Source organism: Enterococcus alcedinis (assembly GCF_014635985.1).
GTDB lineage: Bacteria > Bacillota > Bacilli > Lactobacillales > Enterococcaceae > Enterococcus_I > Enterococcus_I alcedinis.
Window position 1 is genome coordinate 483,492 of the sequence record NZ_BMDT01000001.1, and the last position, 14,742, is coordinate 498,233.

Annotated in this window: 14 protein-coding genes; 1 reads left to right on the forward strand and 13 read right to left on the reverse strand. The window is 39.3% G+C overall.

Features of this window, described 5'->3' with window-relative positions; translation table 11 throughout:
* Position 1: 1 nt before the first annotated feature.
* From IEV09_RS02390 to IEV09_RS02445, 12 genes are all read right to left on the reverse strand, one after another.
* The gene (locus tag IEV09_RS02390) at positions 2-931 is read right to left on the reverse strand and encodes a dihydroorotate dehydrogenase (protein WP_188366650.1); all 930 of its coding nucleotides are present in this window, start codon (positions 929-931) and stop codon (positions 2-4) included.
* Complete coding sequence (locus tag IEV09_RS02395; RefSeq protein WP_268234646.1) at positions 931-1,728, reverse strand: dihydroorotate dehydrogenase electron transfer subunit; 798 nt, start codon at positions 1,726-1,728, stop codon at positions 931-933. The genes IEV09_RS02390 and IEV09_RS02395 overlap by 1 nt, the downstream gene beginning before the upstream one ends.
* Positions 1,729-1,730: 2 nt before the next feature.
* A complete protein-coding gene (gene carB, locus IEV09_RS02400) occupies positions 1,731-4,916 on the reverse strand; it encodes a carbamoyl-phosphate synthase large subunit (RefSeq protein ID WP_188366652.1) in 3,186 nt (1,061 codons plus the stop codon).
* Complete coding sequence (locus tag IEV09_RS02405; protein ID WP_188366653.1) at positions 4,916-5,992, reverse strand: carbamoyl phosphate synthase small subunit; 1,077 nt, start codon at positions 5,990-5,992, stop codon at positions 4,916-4,918. Before IEV09_RS02405 ends, carB begins: the two co-directional genes overlap by 1 nt.
* A 1-nt stretch (position 5,993) precedes the next feature.
* Positions 5,994-7,277 (reverse strand): dihydroorotase, encoded by a 1,284-nt coding sequence (gene pyrC, locus IEV09_RS02410; protein WP_188366654.1) that lies wholly within the window; start codon positions 7,275-7,277, stop codon positions 5,994-5,996.
* 12 nt (positions 7,278-7,289) lie between these two features.
* The gene (locus tag IEV09_RS02415) at positions 7,290-8,216 is read right to left on the reverse strand and encodes an aspartate carbamoyltransferase catalytic subunit (protein ID WP_188366655.1); all 927 of its coding nucleotides are present in this window, start codon (positions 8,214-8,216) and stop codon (positions 7,290-7,292) included.
* A 16-nt stretch (positions 8,217-8,232) separates the two neighbouring features.
* The gene (locus IEV09_RS02420) at positions 8,233-9,519 is read right to left on the reverse strand and encodes a solute carrier family 23 protein (RefSeq protein ID WP_188366656.1); all 1,287 of its coding nucleotides are present in this window, start codon (positions 9,517-9,519) and stop codon (positions 8,233-8,235) included.
* A gap of 1 nt (position 9,520) precedes the next feature.
* Positions 9,521-10,063 (reverse strand): bifunctional pyr operon transcriptional regulator/uracil phosphoribosyltransferase PyrR, encoded by a 543-nt coding sequence (gene pyrR, locus IEV09_RS02425; protein ID WP_188366657.1) that lies wholly within the window; start codon positions 10,061-10,063, stop codon positions 9,521-9,523.
* Positions 10,064-10,309: 246 nt separating this feature from the next.
* Positions 10,310-11,212, reverse strand: coding sequence for an RluA family pseudouridine synthase (locus IEV09_RS02430; RefSeq protein ID WP_188366658.1), 903 nt, complete (start codon positions 11,210-11,212; stop codon positions 10,310-10,312).
* Positions 11,184-11,672 carry a signal peptidase II gene (gene lspA / locus IEV09_RS02435; protein WP_188366659.1) on the reverse strand — a complete coding sequence of 163 codons (489 nt, stop codon included), beginning with the start codon at positions 11,670-11,672 and terminating at the stop codon, positions 11,184-11,186. The genes IEV09_RS02430 and lspA overlap by 29 nt, the downstream gene beginning before the upstream one ends.
* Positions 11,673-11,687: 15 nt before the next feature.
* Positions 11,688-12,380, reverse strand: a complete 693-nt coding sequence (locus tag IEV09_RS02440; RefSeq protein WP_188366660.1) for a hypothetical protein — start codon at positions 12,378-12,380, stop codon at positions 11,688-11,690.
* Between the two features lie 13 nt (positions 12,381-12,393).
* Complete coding sequence (locus IEV09_RS02445; protein ID WP_188366661.1) at positions 12,394-12,804, reverse strand: EbsA family protein; 411 nt, start codon at positions 12,802-12,804, stop codon at positions 12,394-12,396.
* Positions 12,805-12,861: 57 nt separating this feature from the next.
* On the opposite strand from IEV09_RS02445, the gene IEV09_RS02450 reads away from it, so the two are divergent.
* Positions 12,862-13,275, forward strand: coding sequence for a ribonuclease HI family protein (locus tag IEV09_RS02450; protein WP_188366662.1), 414 nt, complete (start codon positions 12,862-12,864; stop codon positions 13,273-13,275).
* Here the strand turns inward: IEV09_RS02450 and cls are convergent.
* Positions 13,258-14,730 (reverse strand): cardiolipin synthase, encoded by a 1,473-nt coding sequence (gene cls, locus IEV09_RS02455; protein WP_188366663.1) that lies wholly within the window; start codon positions 14,728-14,730, stop codon positions 13,258-13,260. The genes IEV09_RS02450 and cls overlap by 18 nt on opposite strands.
* Positions 14,731-14,742 lie beyond the last annotated feature (12 nt).

Genomic DNA, 14,742 nt, shown 5'->3' on the forward strand with positions numbered 1-14,742 from the left:
TTTAACGTGCCTCTCTAACTTCTTTAATTAGTTGCTCTAAGGATTCAATACCTAATTCTTTCATTCGAATTGGTAATTCCGCGATTAATTTTGGACAAATGTATGGATCAGTAAAGTTTGCCGTTCCAATGCCGACAGCACTTGCACCCGCTAAGTACATTTCAATCACGTCATCGACAGTCATAATGCCACCCATACCAATAATTGGTAAGTTTGAAACAGCGGCAACTTGGTTGATTAAACGAATCGCAACAGGTTTAATTGCTGGACCTGATAAACCACCGGTGCGGTTCGCAATAATCGGTTGACGTGTTTTTAAATCAATGCGCATACCAAGTAGCGTATTAATCATCGTGAATCCATCTGCACCGCCAGCCTCAATTGCTTGAGCAATTGGTACAATATCAGTCACGTTTGGCGATAGTTTGACATAAATAGGTACTTTCGACACTTTTTTAACGGCTTCAGTCAACGCTCCTGCGATCATTGGATCCGTTCCAAAAGTAATACCGCCTTCTTTCACGTTCGGGCAAGAAACATTTAACTCAATCGCTTTGACGTTAGGCGCTTGGCTAATTTCACGACAAACAGTGACATAATCTTCTTCTGTCGATCCAGCGACGTTCGCGATAATTGGTAAATCTGGATGACTTTGAGCTAAGTCCACTAAAATTTCATTGATGATGACATCCATTCCTGGATTTTGTAGACCAATCGCATTTAACATACCGCTTGGTGTTTCAGCAACTCGAGGTGTCGGGTTACCAAAGCGCGGTTCTGGCGTTGTAGCTTTAATCATCACAGAACCTAATTGGCTAATATCGTAAAACTTATTGTATTCTTTTCCGAAACCAAAACAACCACTTGCTGGAATAATCGGATTTTTTAAATCTAGACCAGGTAAACGTACTGCTAATGGATTTTTTGTCATTACAATACCACCTTTCCAGCTGGGAAGACTGGACCTTCGTCACAGACTTTAATACTCTTCATTCCGGTTTCATCATCTTTTAATTTCATCACACAAGCGTAACAAGCACCCATACCACAAGCCATACGCGCTTCTAATGACAGTTGAACATTGTCCACTGCTTCAAAGAATTTCGCTTCAACAGCTTTTAATAATCCATTGCTACCACAAGAAAATACGGCAGCCGGTGTTTCAGAAGTTAGGTCAAATAAATGCCCCACGTTCCCGTGAGTGCCGTGAGTCCCGTCATCTGTTGCGATGTAGGTCGGTCCCAACGCTTTAAATTCATCTTCATAGTATAAAACTTCCTTTGAAGCATAACCAAGGAAATGAATTGGTTTGATTTTTCTTGCGACGAGTTGTTTTGATAATTCATACAACGGGGGAATTCCAATTCCTCCGCCAATCACAAAGGCGACATCTCCTTCATTTAGATGATCCAATACGAAACCATTTCCTAACGGCCCCATGACATCGACTAAGTCTCCTGCCTTCATCTCAGAGAAAACTCTCGTTCCATCGCCTTCCACACGATAGATAATCCGGCAAGTTCCCTCCTCTTGATTGATGTCGTTGATACTTATCGGACGACGTAACAATAACGAATTATCAGGTACACGTAAATGTAAAAATTGGCCTGGTTGACCCATCTCTTTTACAAGTTCTCCTTTAAGTGTCATTTCATAAATTTTGGGGGCAAGTAAGTTTTGCGAAGTGATTTCCATCATCTCTACTTTCATGAGACAATCTCCTTTCAATATTATATTGCTTTTGTTGAAAATGCTCGAGATTCCATTACTTTTAAAATTGCATCGGCTGTATCAAGTGAAGTAAATAACGGCACTCCATGCTCCACAGCTTCGCGACGAATAATGAAACCATCTTGTGACGCATTTTGACGATTTTTATCCATTGTATTAATAACTAATTGTGTACTACCATTGCGAATTCGGTCAATGACGGTTTCATTTTGGCCTGATTCTGAAATTTTAGCAATCGATTTCACGGTCAACCCGTGACTGTTTAAAAATTTCGCTGTACCGTGTGTTGCGGTTAAACTAAAACCAATCTCAGAAAAACGTTTGGCAAGTGCTAACGCTTCTTCTTTGGTTTCATCCGCAATTGTAAACAAGGCAGAACCAAATTCAGGTATACGTAAACCGGATGCCTCAAAAGCTTTATATAATGCTTTTTCTAAGTTTACATCGGTTCCCATCACTTCACCCGTTGACTTCATCTCAGGACCTAAGTAAGTATCGACTTTTAACAGTTTTGTAAACGAAAAGACAGGTGCTTTTATATGGACCATTTCAGAAGTCGGAACAAGTCCAGATTGATAGCCCAAATCAACTAATTTCTCACCTAAAATAGCTTTTGTTGCTACTTGGGACATTGGAATATTTGTGACTTTACTTAGAAATGGTACTGTACGACTTGCTCGAGGGTTTACTTCAATAACATAGACCGTTTCGTTATGAATGACAAACTGAATGTTCATCATTCCGACACAATTTAATCCGATTGCTAATCGTTGCGTATAGTCTGCAATTGTCTCAATTGTTTTTTTCGATAGATTTTGTGGCGGATAGACCGCCATCGAATCACCCGAGTGTACACCTGCGCGTTCAATGTGTTCCATAATTCCTGGAATTAAGACGGTTTCACCATCACAAATCGCGTCAACCTCGCATTCTTTTCCTAGTAAATAACGATCAATTAAAACAGGATGCTCTGGTGAAGCTTTGACCGCATTTTTCATGTAGTCTTCCAAATCCTGTTGATTTTCCACAATTTCCATCCCACGTCCACCTAAAACATAGCTTGGACGTACAAGTACAGGATAACCGATTTTCTCAGCAATTGCGACTGCATCTTTTGCATTCGTTGCAGTATCACCTAAAGGCTGTGGAATTCCTAACGCTTTCAATGCTTTTTCAAATAGATTACGATTTTCAGCACGATCCAAGTCTTCAATCGTTGTTCCTAAGATTTTGACACCTGCTTGAACTAATGGTTCAGCTAAGTTAATCGCTGTTTGACCACCAAACTGAACAATGACACCAATCGGTTGCTCTAATTCAATGACATTCAAAACGTCTTCGAGTGTCAATGGTTCAAAATATAGTTTATCCGAAATCGAAAAATCCGTGGATACTGTCTCTGGGTTACTGTTCATAATAATCGCTTCGTATCCTAAGGCCTGAATGGCTTTAACCGAATGAACGGTCGCGTAGTCAAATTCGACTCCTTGTCCAATACGAATCGGACCCGATCCTAAAACCAGAACAGACGGTTTATCGCTACGCAGACTTTCGTTTTCTGTTTCATAGCTACTGTAAAAATAAGGTGTGTTTGATTCAAATTGCGCCGCACACGTATCGACCATTTTGTAGACAGGTTTAATACTTTCCTTATTTCTTAATAGTCGAATCTCCGTTTCTGTCATGCCCCATAGTTCTCCAATTTTACGATCGGTGAAACCATTTTGTTTCGCCATTTTCAGTACGTCTCGATCTTTCTGATTATTTACTAGTTCTTGTTCGATTTCAACAATATGGAGGATTTTATCCAAGAAAAGTGGGTCTATTTTCGTTAATTCATTTAATTGCTCAATTGTAAAGCCGCGACGAAAGGCTTCTGCTAAATAAAAGAGGCGATCATCTTGTGCTTTGACTAGTTTTATTGTCAAAGCTTCGTCTGAAACATTGGCTAATTCTGCGATTTCAATGTGATAGGTGCCGATTTCTAGCGAACGAACCGCTTTTAAGAGCGACTCTTCGATATTACGTCCCATCGACATCACTTCGCCGGTTGCCTTCATCTGAGTCCCTAGTAAACGTTCCCCTGTTTCAAATTTATCAAACGGCCAACGTGGAATTTTTGAGACCACGTAGTCAATTGTTGGTTCAAAAGCCGCAAAAGACGTGCCGGTTACCGGATTAATCATCTCATCTAAGGTCAATCCGACCGCAATTTTTGCTGCGATTTTCGCAATCGGAAAACCGGTTGCCTTACTAGCTAACGCGGATGAACGTGATACGCGTGGATTCACTTCAATGACATAATAGTTAAAACTGTCGGTATCAAGCGCTAATTGAACGTTACAGCCACCTTCTATTTTTAATGCGCGAATAATATCGAGTGAAGCATCACGTAACAGTTGGTGTTCAACATCCGTTAACGTTTGACTTGGAGCAAAAACAATCGAATCGCCCGTGTGAATTCCGACTGGATCAAAGTTTTCCATGTTACAAACAACAATCGCATTATCAGACGAGTCACGCATCACTTCGTATTCAATTTCTTTGTAACCGGCGATACTGCGCTCAATTAAACACTGCGTTGCTGGTGATAACTTTAAGCCGTTTTCTGCGATGTGTCGCAATTCTTCTTCATTGTCACACATCCCTCCGCCTGTTCCTCCCATTGTAAAAGCAGGGCGAACAATAATCGGATAACCAATTTGATTGGCAAATTCCACTGCCGCTTCGACGGTGTTAACGATGACTGACTCTGGAATCGGTTGATTTAATTCTTCCATTAATTGTTTAAATAAGTCACGATCTTCGGCTTGGTCAATCGCCGATAGTTTGGTTCCTAGTAATTCAACGGATAATTCTTCTAAAATACCCGACTGTGCTAGTTCAATCGCCATGTTCAGGCCTGTTTGACCGCCTAAGGTTGGCAACAGGGCATCGGGCTGTTCTTTGCGCAAAATGCGAGAAACAAATTCAAAAGTAATCGGCTCAATGTAGACTTTATCGGCAATTTCTTTATCAGTCATGATTGTCGCAGGGTTTGAATTCACTAAAACGACATCATATCCTTCTTCTTTTAAAGCTAAACAAGCTTGTGTGCCAGCATAATCAAATTCGGCTGCTTGTCCGATAATAATTGGTCCTGATCCAATCACCATAATCTTTTTAATATCTGTTCTTTTTGGCATTAGTTGCGCTCCTTCCATGCATCGATCATTGTTAAAAACTCATCAAATAAATATAAGGCATCGTGCGTTCCTGGTGAAGCGTCTGGTTGGAACTGCACACCAATTGCTGGATATTTTGTATGTCGTATGCCTTCAACGGTTTGGTCATTAATTTCTTCGTAAGTTACTACTAAATCAGTATCTAACAGGCTCTCTCGATTAACGACATACCCATGACTTTGCGCACTAAAATGGACTTTCCCTGTTTCTAACTGACGAACAGGATGATTGCCATGATGTCCAAACTTCATTTTTACGGTATCGGCACCATTGGCTAATGCGAGTAATTGATGACCAAGAGCGATACCTAAGATTGGAATTTCTCCTTGAATTTCTTGAATGGTTTTTAACACATTGGCAACACTTTTAGGATTGCCCGGACCGTTCGTTAAAAGCACACCGTCCGGATTCATTGCTAAAATATCTTTTGCTGAGGTTGTGTATGGTAACACAGTTAGATTGCATTGGCGTTTGACTAATTCACGCATGGTGCTATGTTTTAATCCGAAATCCAAAATGGCGATATTGCGCCCAACTCCTGGATTTGGGTAAGGTTTTGTTGTAGAAACTTGCTCGACTTGATTTGTAGGTAAGACAGCTGCTTTTAATTGATCGTAAGCATGTGAAAAATCATCCCCTGCATCAACGATACTTGCTTTCATCACCCCATGCTCACGAATTTTACGCGTGAGTGCACGGGTATCGATTCCAGCAATCCCTGGGATACCTTTTTGTTTCAAAAAGGCATCTAATGTCATTTGACTACGCCAGTTACTCGCGAGTCTTGCATGTTCTTTTACAACGATTCCCTTACAAGTTGGAGAAAGTGATTCAAAGTCATCACGGTTAATACCCGCATTCCCAATGACGGGATAGGTAAAAGTAATGATTTGCCCGTTGGCACTTTGATTTGTAATCGTTTCTTGATAACCAGTCATACTTGTTGTAAAAACAATTTCTCCAAAAACATTTGATTCTGCACCGAAGCTAGTACCTTCAAAATAAGTACCGTCTTCCAAAATTAGCCAACGCTTCATCCTATTCCCCTGCCTTTTTCCACGCGATTTCCCCATCTACTAGAGTGAGGATTGTGTCTCCATATAATTTCCATCCTACAAACGGTGTGTTAATACTTTTTGATAGGAATTGATGGTCATCAACAACATATTCGGTATCTAGATCAAAGATTGCTAAGTCAGCTGGACCGCCAACAGTTAAACGACCGACTTCTAAACCAAAAATCTCAGCTGGTTTAATTGCCATCCAATCGACAACTTGCTCTAATGTGAAAATACCGGTTTTAACAAAGTGGGTATAAACCATTTGGAACGCATATTCTGAACCGACGATTCCAAATGGTGAATCGACGAAACTTTGATTTTTTTCTTCGTGGCTATGAGGGGCGTGGTCCGTTGCGATACAATCAATCGTACCGTCTAATAACCCTTCGATTAGTGCTTTTTGGTCTTCGTTGCCACGTAATGGTGGGTTCATTTTCCAATAACCGTTATCTTCTGGGATATCTTCATCAACTAACACAAGGTGGTGCGGACACACTTCACATGTCACATGAATTCCCGCGCGTTTTGCTTCGCGGATTACACGGACACTTTCTTTACTTGAAACGTGACAGACATGGTAATGCACGCCTGTTTCTTCTGCTAACAATAAATCTCTCGCAATTTGTGAAGATTCTGTTGCGCTGATAATTCCTGGTAAACCAAGCTCTTCTGAACGTTTTCCAGCATGCATCACGCCGTCAAACAATAAGGATTCATCTTCTGTATGCGCGACAATTGCTAAATTATTTTTAGCTGCTTCTTTCATTGCTAGGTACATCGCACCAGCTGTTTGAACACCAACACCATCATTTGTATAAGCAAAGGCTCCTGCTTTCTTTAAGCCAGCAAAATCGACTAAGCGTTCACTTCTTAATTCTTCGGTAATCGGTGCATATTGCAAGACTTTTACGACGGCATCTTTATCAATGATTGCTTGGACTTGCTCAAACTTCTCAACCGTGTCTGGTACTGGATTTAAGTTTGGCATCGCGCAGACTGTTGTAAATCCGCCTCTTGCGGCTGCTTTACTTCCTGTTTCAATTGTTTCTTTATACGTAAAACCTGGTTCTCTAAAATGAACGTGCACATCGACTAGACCCGGTGTGATTAATTGTCCTCTGGCATCAAACACTGTTTCAAAATCCGCCTCATTGAAAGCTTCTCCAATCGCGTGGATTTTTCCATCTTTAATCCAAACATCGACCGTTGTTAATTCGTTATCGTGTGAAACAATTTTACCATTTTTAATTAATGTACTCATGATTCATTCCCCCTATGATCTTCCTGTTAGCACAGCTTCTAAAATCGCCATGCGAATATAAACCCCATTTGACATTTGTGTAATAATACGTGATTGCATCGCTTCAACTAATGAATCGGCTAGTTCAACATCACGATTGACTGGTGCTGGATGCATGATAATCGCATTTTTTTTCATTTTTTCAGCGCGTGCTTCTGTTAAACCATACTTTTGATGGTATTCTTCTTTTGAGAAACTTTCTTCGCCATCGTGACGCTCGTGTTGCACACGTAGCATCATCATGACATCGACTTGTTCAACCAGCTCATCTAATGGTAAGTAGCGACCATAGACTTCAAATTCTTCTGTGTACCATTCACGCGGACCAGAGAAAAAGACTTTGGCTCCGAGTCGTTTCAACATTTGCATATTTGATTTTGCGACACGCGAATGCGTAATATCACCGACAATAGCTACTTTTAATTTTTCAAACGTTCCAAACTCTTCATAGATTGTCATTAAATCAAGCAAACATTGCGTCGGATGTTGACCACTGCCGTCACCACCATTAATGATACCACATTGAATTGTGCGGCTTTCAATTAACTCATCATAGTAATGCTCGTCACCATGGCGAATCACTGCTACGTCAACACCAATTGCAGACATTGTTAAGACCGTATCATATAACGTCTCACCTTTTGTCACAGAGCTTTTTGATTCTTCAAATTCAATTGTCTCAATACCTAATTTTCGTTCCGCCACTTCAAAACTTTTGTGCGTCCGTGTACTATTTTCGAAAAATAAGTTTGTTGCAAAATATTGTTCTTTTTCTGGTTCCCATTTAGCGCCTTGTTTGAATTCTTGCGCGCGATGAATTAAACCCATCACTTCTAAATCGGATAGTACTTCTACTGACAATAGATGTTTTAAACTAATACGCTCTGCTTGATTCGTCATATTGTTTCCTCCTAAGTTAGCTTTCTTCGCTGCGAGATGTTTCTGGTAAAATTAGATTTAAGAAAATGCCTAACACAGTTGCTAATGCCATCGCCGATAAGGTAAACGTTCCAACTTCTAAAACTAACCCACCGATTCCAACGACTAAAATGACTGATGCGATTAACAAGTTCTTTTTCTTATCCAAATCGATTTTATTTTCAATTAAAATTTTTAAACCACTAGCAGCAATAACTCCGAATAAGACGAAGCTTATACCTGAAATGACTGGATTAGGTATACTTAAAATAAGGGCGCTCATTTTACCCACAAAACCTAACGCTACGGCGAAGACTGCGGCACCTGCAATCACGAAAACGCTGTGTACACGAGTGATTGCTAGGACACCAATGTTTTCACCGTAACTCGTAGTCGGCGGCCCACCAAGTAAACCTGCCACAATTTGAGCGGCACCGTCACCGGCTAACGTTTTACTTAATCCTGGATCTTCAAAGAAATTACGTTTTGTTAGTTTGTTTAAGACCATTAAGTGACCGATGTGTTCCGTCATCGTTACAAAAGCGATGGGCGCCATCGTCACAATGGCACCGATTTGTAAACTCGGTGTGTATTGAACAAAAGGAATTTGAAACTGCGGCATTGAAAACCAACTTGCTTGGGCGATGATGCTTGTGTCAACAATTCCAGTTATTAAAGCAATGATGTAACCACTGACAATCCCTAGTAAAATCGGGATTAAGCCAAGAAATCCTTTAAACCACATATTGAAGAAAATCGTTAAGGCTAATGTGGCTAAAGCAACAAAGACGTAGCGGAAATCGTACTCTCCTGCAGCATTAAACATCGCACTGTTTGCTGCGTTGGCTGCTAACCCTAGACCGATAACCATTACGACAGGTCCAACAACAATTGCTGGTAACACTTTATCCAACCAAGCTGAACCAATCTTCTTAACAATTAATGAGACGACTAGGTAAACAAGCCCAGTTGTAATCGCTCCTTGAGCAATTGCTGGATACCCTTGCCCTTCACCCTTCATCAACATTTGCATCGCTGCAATAAATGCAAAACTACTACCGAGGTAGGCCGGAATTTTCCCTTTCGTTATAAACAAATAGACGATTGTTCCAATCCCTGAACTAACTAATGCGATGCCAGGATCAATGCCTACTAATCGTGGAACAAGTACTGTTGCTCCAAACATTGTAAATAGATGTTGTAGACTTAAACCAAACCATGGAAGTAATTTGGGGCGATCCCCAATATCTAAAATGGCATCTGGATTTCTAAATGATTCTTTCATTTTATTCCCTACCTTCTTTATAAATCAAAATCCGATCTTTCCCGTCGAGTTCTTCCATCTCAACAATAATTTCTTCCGTTAATGCTGTCGGTATGTTCTTTCCAACAAAGTCCGGACGGACGGGTAATTCTCGATGCCCTCGATCAACAAGGACTGCTAAACCGATGCGTTTTGGTCGACCAAAGTCCATGATAGCGTCTAGTGCGGCACGAATAGTACGACCTGTAAAAAGCACATCATCAATTAAAATGACTTCTTTTCCTTCTAAAGAAACCGGGATTGCCGAATCATGAAGTTCTGCTTCTTCCAATTCCGCATTTTTATCGTCTCGGTAAAGAGTGATATCTAGCTCTCCTACCGGAACCTCAATGTTCTCTAGTTCTTTTAAGCGTTGCGCTATTCGTTGCGCAATGAAAATACCACGTGTTTTAATCCCTATCAACACCACATTTTCGATTCCTTGATGACGTTCAATAATTTCATACGTAATTCGGGTAATTGCTCGTTTCATTGTCAAGCCATCGACAACTTCTTTTCCGATCATTGTTTCATCCTCCTTTTTTACAATAAAAAAACTCCTACCCGTTATTAGGTAGGAGTGAACATTTCGTCAGTTTATGGTTGCACAAAAATAACCATAGCTATTCTCAAATGATACAAAGCGGCCTTGTTCGCAAACAAGCGTTATTCGTATACTCACTGCCTTCTTAGCCTCACGGGACTACACTTAAAGGGCGTTATTTATTTTTTTACTGAATTAACTATACACTTAATCAATTCAAAAAGCAATTTAATTTCTTAAGTTTTCTAAAGTTTTTTTGAAGTCTTCGGGCATCTCGACTTCGAACACCTTTTCTTCACCTGTACTTGGATGTTTAAACCCAAGTATCTTCGCGTGTAAATATTGACCGTTACCTGGTAATGTCTTTCTCGGTCCATAGACAGGATCCCCTGCTACCGGGTAACCGATGTAGTTCATATGCACACGAATTTGATGCGTACGCCCAGTTTCTAACTGCAATTCAACTAACGTAAAATCATTAAAACGTTCTAAAACTGTAAAATGAGTCACTGCCGGTTTACCATCGGCGATCACGTCTTGTTTTTTACGATTGGTTTTTGAACGACCGATTGGTGCATTAATTGTTCCTTTTTCGTGTGAGATAGTGCCATGAACTAACGCAACATACTTACGTAATGACGTTTTATCTTTTAATTGTTTGGCCAATGACTCATGTGCTTTATCATTTTTAGCAACCATTAGGAGTCCAGAAGTATCTTTGTCGATTCGATGGACAATTCCAGGACGAATGACGTCGTTAATCGTCGATAAATTTTCTAGATGATACAACAGTGCATTCACAAGTGTCCCATTTGGGTGTCCTGCAGAAGGATGGACAACCATTCCTTGTGGCTTATTAATAACAGCCATATCTTGATCTTCATAGATAATCTCAAGCGGAATATTTTCTGCGATTAAATCCAGCGTTACTGGCTCTGGAATGGTAATGAGAATTTCATCTCCTGCAGCCACCTTACGATTCGCTTTAATCACTTCTCCGTTAATCGTAACGGCGTCTTCTTTTAACCATGCTTGGATTTGTGAACGACTATAATCTTGCAGTCGTTCAACCAGAACTTTATCCACGCGCCCTTTTTCTTCGTTAATTGTTACTTTTATTTCGTTTTTCATTATTATTTCCTTTCAATTTCTCCTCAAATACCGTGTAGATAAAAATAAATGCAACACCTATGAATAAGGAGACATCTGCTACATTGAATATTGGAAAATTCATAAATTCTGTTTGAAACATATCAACAACATAGCCTAATCGCATACGATCGATAAAGTTGCCCAGTGCACCTGCTAAAACAAAGGACAAACCTATCGCGAATAACCAATGCTCCGTTCGATGTTTGATTAATAAATACATAATTACCACAACAGCCACAATCGTAATAATAAAGAAGAACCACATTTGTCCTTCTAAGATGCTCCAAGCAGCACCCGTATTACGAATATACGTTAATGATAAGAATGAAGGGATAAATTCTACCGTCTCGTGTAACGCGATATTCGCTACCGTCCAGTATTTCACCCATTGATCGATTCCAATTAAGATCACACTTACTATGAAGTAAACAGCTAACATACTTCCACTCTTTTCTTATATAATATTTATCATATCTTTTGGACGAATAATCCCTAAGAGGCTCCCATTTGGATGTCCCGTTTTAGTAATTAAAATCGATTCTAACGTCGCATTTTCTTTAAACATTTGTTCTACTTTCGAAATCGGACAGTCTGCAGCGACGAATTCATAATTCGTGGTTTTTCCATCTTTTAAAATCAAATCACTCGCTTGTTTGTCTTTCAGTATCACTTGGCCTTTTTGGCTTTCCTTAGCTGTCCAATAACCAATTTCACGTAAAGTAATCAGACTCATAAAATGGCCCTTATTATAGATAGGGAATTGAGAATAACGTTTTTGAGCCACAATTTTAAATAGTTCTTGCAAAGGAAGCGTTTGTTCAAAGCCTGTCACTTTTTTTCCAAAGCGCGGCAAGACTAATTCTGGTTGCAATAATTCTTCTTCAATCATTTGAATTCGATGTAAAATCCATTGATTCGGTTCCGCAATAATAAAGTCTTCACCAATATGTTCATGGACAATCGCATTTCGCAACTGTGCAATTTGCAATAAATCTGGCTCATATTTTTTCACAGGTAGGTCGTTACGATTGGCTAATCGACGAACCATTTGTGTAAACCCCATATTTTTGGGTGAACCGAGTTCTTCTCTAAATCGTTTCTCAATACGATTAAAACTTGTTAAAAATGCTAGCGCCTGACTCCCCATCTTATCCCTACTTTCATATCTCTTCAGCGTTTTCGAATCGCACCTTCTCCGGTAGTTGATCAACGAAAGCGTTTGTGACATTTTGGATGGTCTTCTTCGAAAAGTAACACTCCAGTTTCGTTGTTTCGTAGTGGATTACTAAATGATCATTAAAAATGATAACTTGGTGAATATCTTTTAACTCGATAGTTTTCTTATAAAAGAAACCTTTAGATAATTTTACTTCTTTTCCTAAGAAACGGATATACTGCTGGCGATTATAAGCGATAAATAGAAAAAACAAACCGAAAAAAGGGAGACTATACCAATGAAATTTCGCTTTTTCTAAATTTAATATCATCCCTAAAAAAAACGAAAAGAAAGTCATTGACCAATAAATAATAACATACGGTAGCTCATGCTTCCAATAAAATTTACGTTCCATTTGTTCCCCTTCCTGTCGTATAATAACTACAAACACCTTAAAGGAGGTATAAGTGAATTGATTAAAGCATACATTGATGCTGCAACAAAAGGAAATCCCGGACCTAGTGGTGGCGGTATCGTCCTTGTTGGTGAAGATTTACATTTGCAAAAAACGGTTCTTTTACCTGTGTTAACGAATCATCAGGCAGAGTTTGCCGTGATGATCGCTCTACTTAAGTACTTAATTCAGGATCAAAAAACGCAAGAAACCATTTTTATTTTTACAGATAGTAAGATTTTAGCAGAAACGATAGAAAAGGACTATACGAAAAATCAACATTTCATTGAATATTTGGAGGAAATTCAACAATTACTCACACTTTTTAAACTCGTCATTATTCAATGGATTCCTGAAAGTAAGAATAAAGGTGCCGATCATCTTGCAAGACAAGCGCTCCAGAAAGTTTTAAAATCACAAAATCGGCGATAGCAAACGAGAAAAAGCTTGTTTCGTTCGAAGCCATTTCGATTGTTTAGCAATCATTTCGGTTGTAAGTACAGTCGATTCCAACATATCAGCTTTAAAAATAGATGCTAACTCATCTGTTACTGCTTGACTATAGGCAAAAGTATTCACTTCAAAGTTTAACGCATAACTTCGAATATCTTGATTCGTCGTACCAAATGAAGCCAGTTCATGGTCAACAACCAAGGTTTTTGCATGTAAGAAGCCACCTTTATAAATATAAATCTTAACGCCTTTTTTATGTAAAAAATTGGCATAATATTGTGTTGCGCGATATATAAAAGGATGGTCTGGCCTATTAGGAATCATAATCCGAACATCGACACCCGAGCGCACCGCAATATTTAACGCATCAAGCATCGAGTCGTCTGGTATTAAATAAGGGGACTGAATCCAAATTCTTTTTTTAGCACTTAGAATCATTTTAATAAAGCCGCCTTTTAATATTTGATCATCGGCATCCGGTCCGTCTGCTACAACTTGCAACTGAACATCCCCATATTCTGACTCTTCTGGCAAACAAAAATATTTCTCATCGTACTCTAAATAGTCTTCTGGTTTAATTACAGAGGCATTCCAGTCTCGAATAAAAACTTCTTGCAGACTAAAGCTAACCGTCCCAATCATCCGTGCATGCGTATCACGCCAATAACCAAAACGTTTTGTTTCATTTAAGTATTGGTCACCAACATTAAAACCACCTGTCCAACTAATCTTACCGTCAATCACGACGATTTTACGATGTAAGTGATAATTAAGTCGGGTCTTTCGAATAAAGTCTCGAGCGGTAATAAACGGTAACACTTTCCCACCAACTGCAATCAAAGGTTTAAAAAACTTGACCGTTGTTCTTCCCCCAAAAGGATCGAATAACACACGAACTTTAACGCCTTCCTTCGCCTTTTGAATCAGTAAGTTCAATAACTGATTGCCAATTCGATCATCAAAAATAGCATAATATTCAATATGAATCGTTTCTTTTGCTTGATTGATATCTGCAAACAATTCACTAAATTTTTGTTTTCCATCTGTAATAATTTCTAATTGATTACCTCTCGTTAAAGGCGATTCTTCTGCATAATCGAAATAGTCTTTTAAAAGTCTGGAACTTGAAGCGATTTCACCGTCACTAAATTTTTGGTTATGTTCCTCAATCATTTGGTTAATCTCGCTAATTCGTCGTTGATGATGACTATTTAATAAGTAAATGACTTCCCCATCAATTTTACGTCCCACAAAAGCGTATAAAAAGAAGCCTAATCCTGGTAAAAATATTAAAGCCATCATCCATGCAAAAACACTGGCAATTGAGCGTGGCCGGCGAAAGACAGTGATGAGCGCACCTATCGTATTAACGAATAGGAAAAAAATCAATACCTGAATTGCTATACTAACGTCTAGTTGTTTGAACCAGTCCATCTTGATTTTTCT

Coding starts and splice junctions, on each gene's coding strand:
- IEV09_RS02390 (WP_188366650.1), bottom strand. CDS start 931: ATGACAAAAAATCCATTAGCAGTACGTTTACCTGGTCTAGATTTAAAA.
- carB (WP_188366652.1), bottom strand. CDS start 4,916: ATGCCAAAAAGAACAGATATTAAAAAGATTATGGTGATTGGATCAGGA.
- IEV09_RS02405 (WP_188366653.1), bottom strand. CDS start 5,992: ATGAAGCGTTGGCTAATTTTGGAAGACGGTACTTATTTTGAAGGTACT.
- pyrC (WP_188366654.1), bottom strand. CDS start 7,277: ATGAGTACATTAATTAAAAATGGTAAAATTGTTTCACACGATAACGAA.
- IEV09_RS02415 (WP_188366655.1), bottom strand. CDS start 8,216: ATGACGAATCAAGCAGAGCGTATTAGTTTAAAACATCTATTGTCAGTA.
- IEV09_RS02420 (WP_188366656.1), bottom strand. CDS start 9,519: ATGAAAGAATCATTTAGAAATCCAGATGCCATTTTAGATATTGGGGAT.
- pyrR (WP_188366657.1), bottom strand. CDS start 10,063: ATGATCGGAAAAGAAGTTGTCGATGGCTTGACAATGAAACGAGCAATT.
- IEV09_RS02430 (WP_188366658.1), bottom strand. CDS start 11,212: ATGAAAAACGAAATAAAAGTAACAATTAACGAAGAAAAAGGGCGCGTG.
- lspA (WP_188366659.1), bottom strand. CDS start 11,672: ATGTTAGCTGTTTACTTCATAGTAAGTGTGATCTTAATTGGAATCGAT.
- IEV09_RS02440 (WP_188366660.1), bottom strand. CDS start 12,380: ATGGGGAGTCAGGCGCTAGCATTTTTAACAAGTTTTAATCGTATTGAG.
- IEV09_RS02445 (WP_188366661.1), bottom strand. CDS start 12,804: ATGGAACGTAAATTTTATTGGAAGCATGAGCTACCGTATGTTATTATT.
- cls (WP_188366663.1), bottom strand. CDS start 14,730: ATGGACTGGTTCAAACAACTAGACGTTAGTATAGCAATTCAGGTATTG.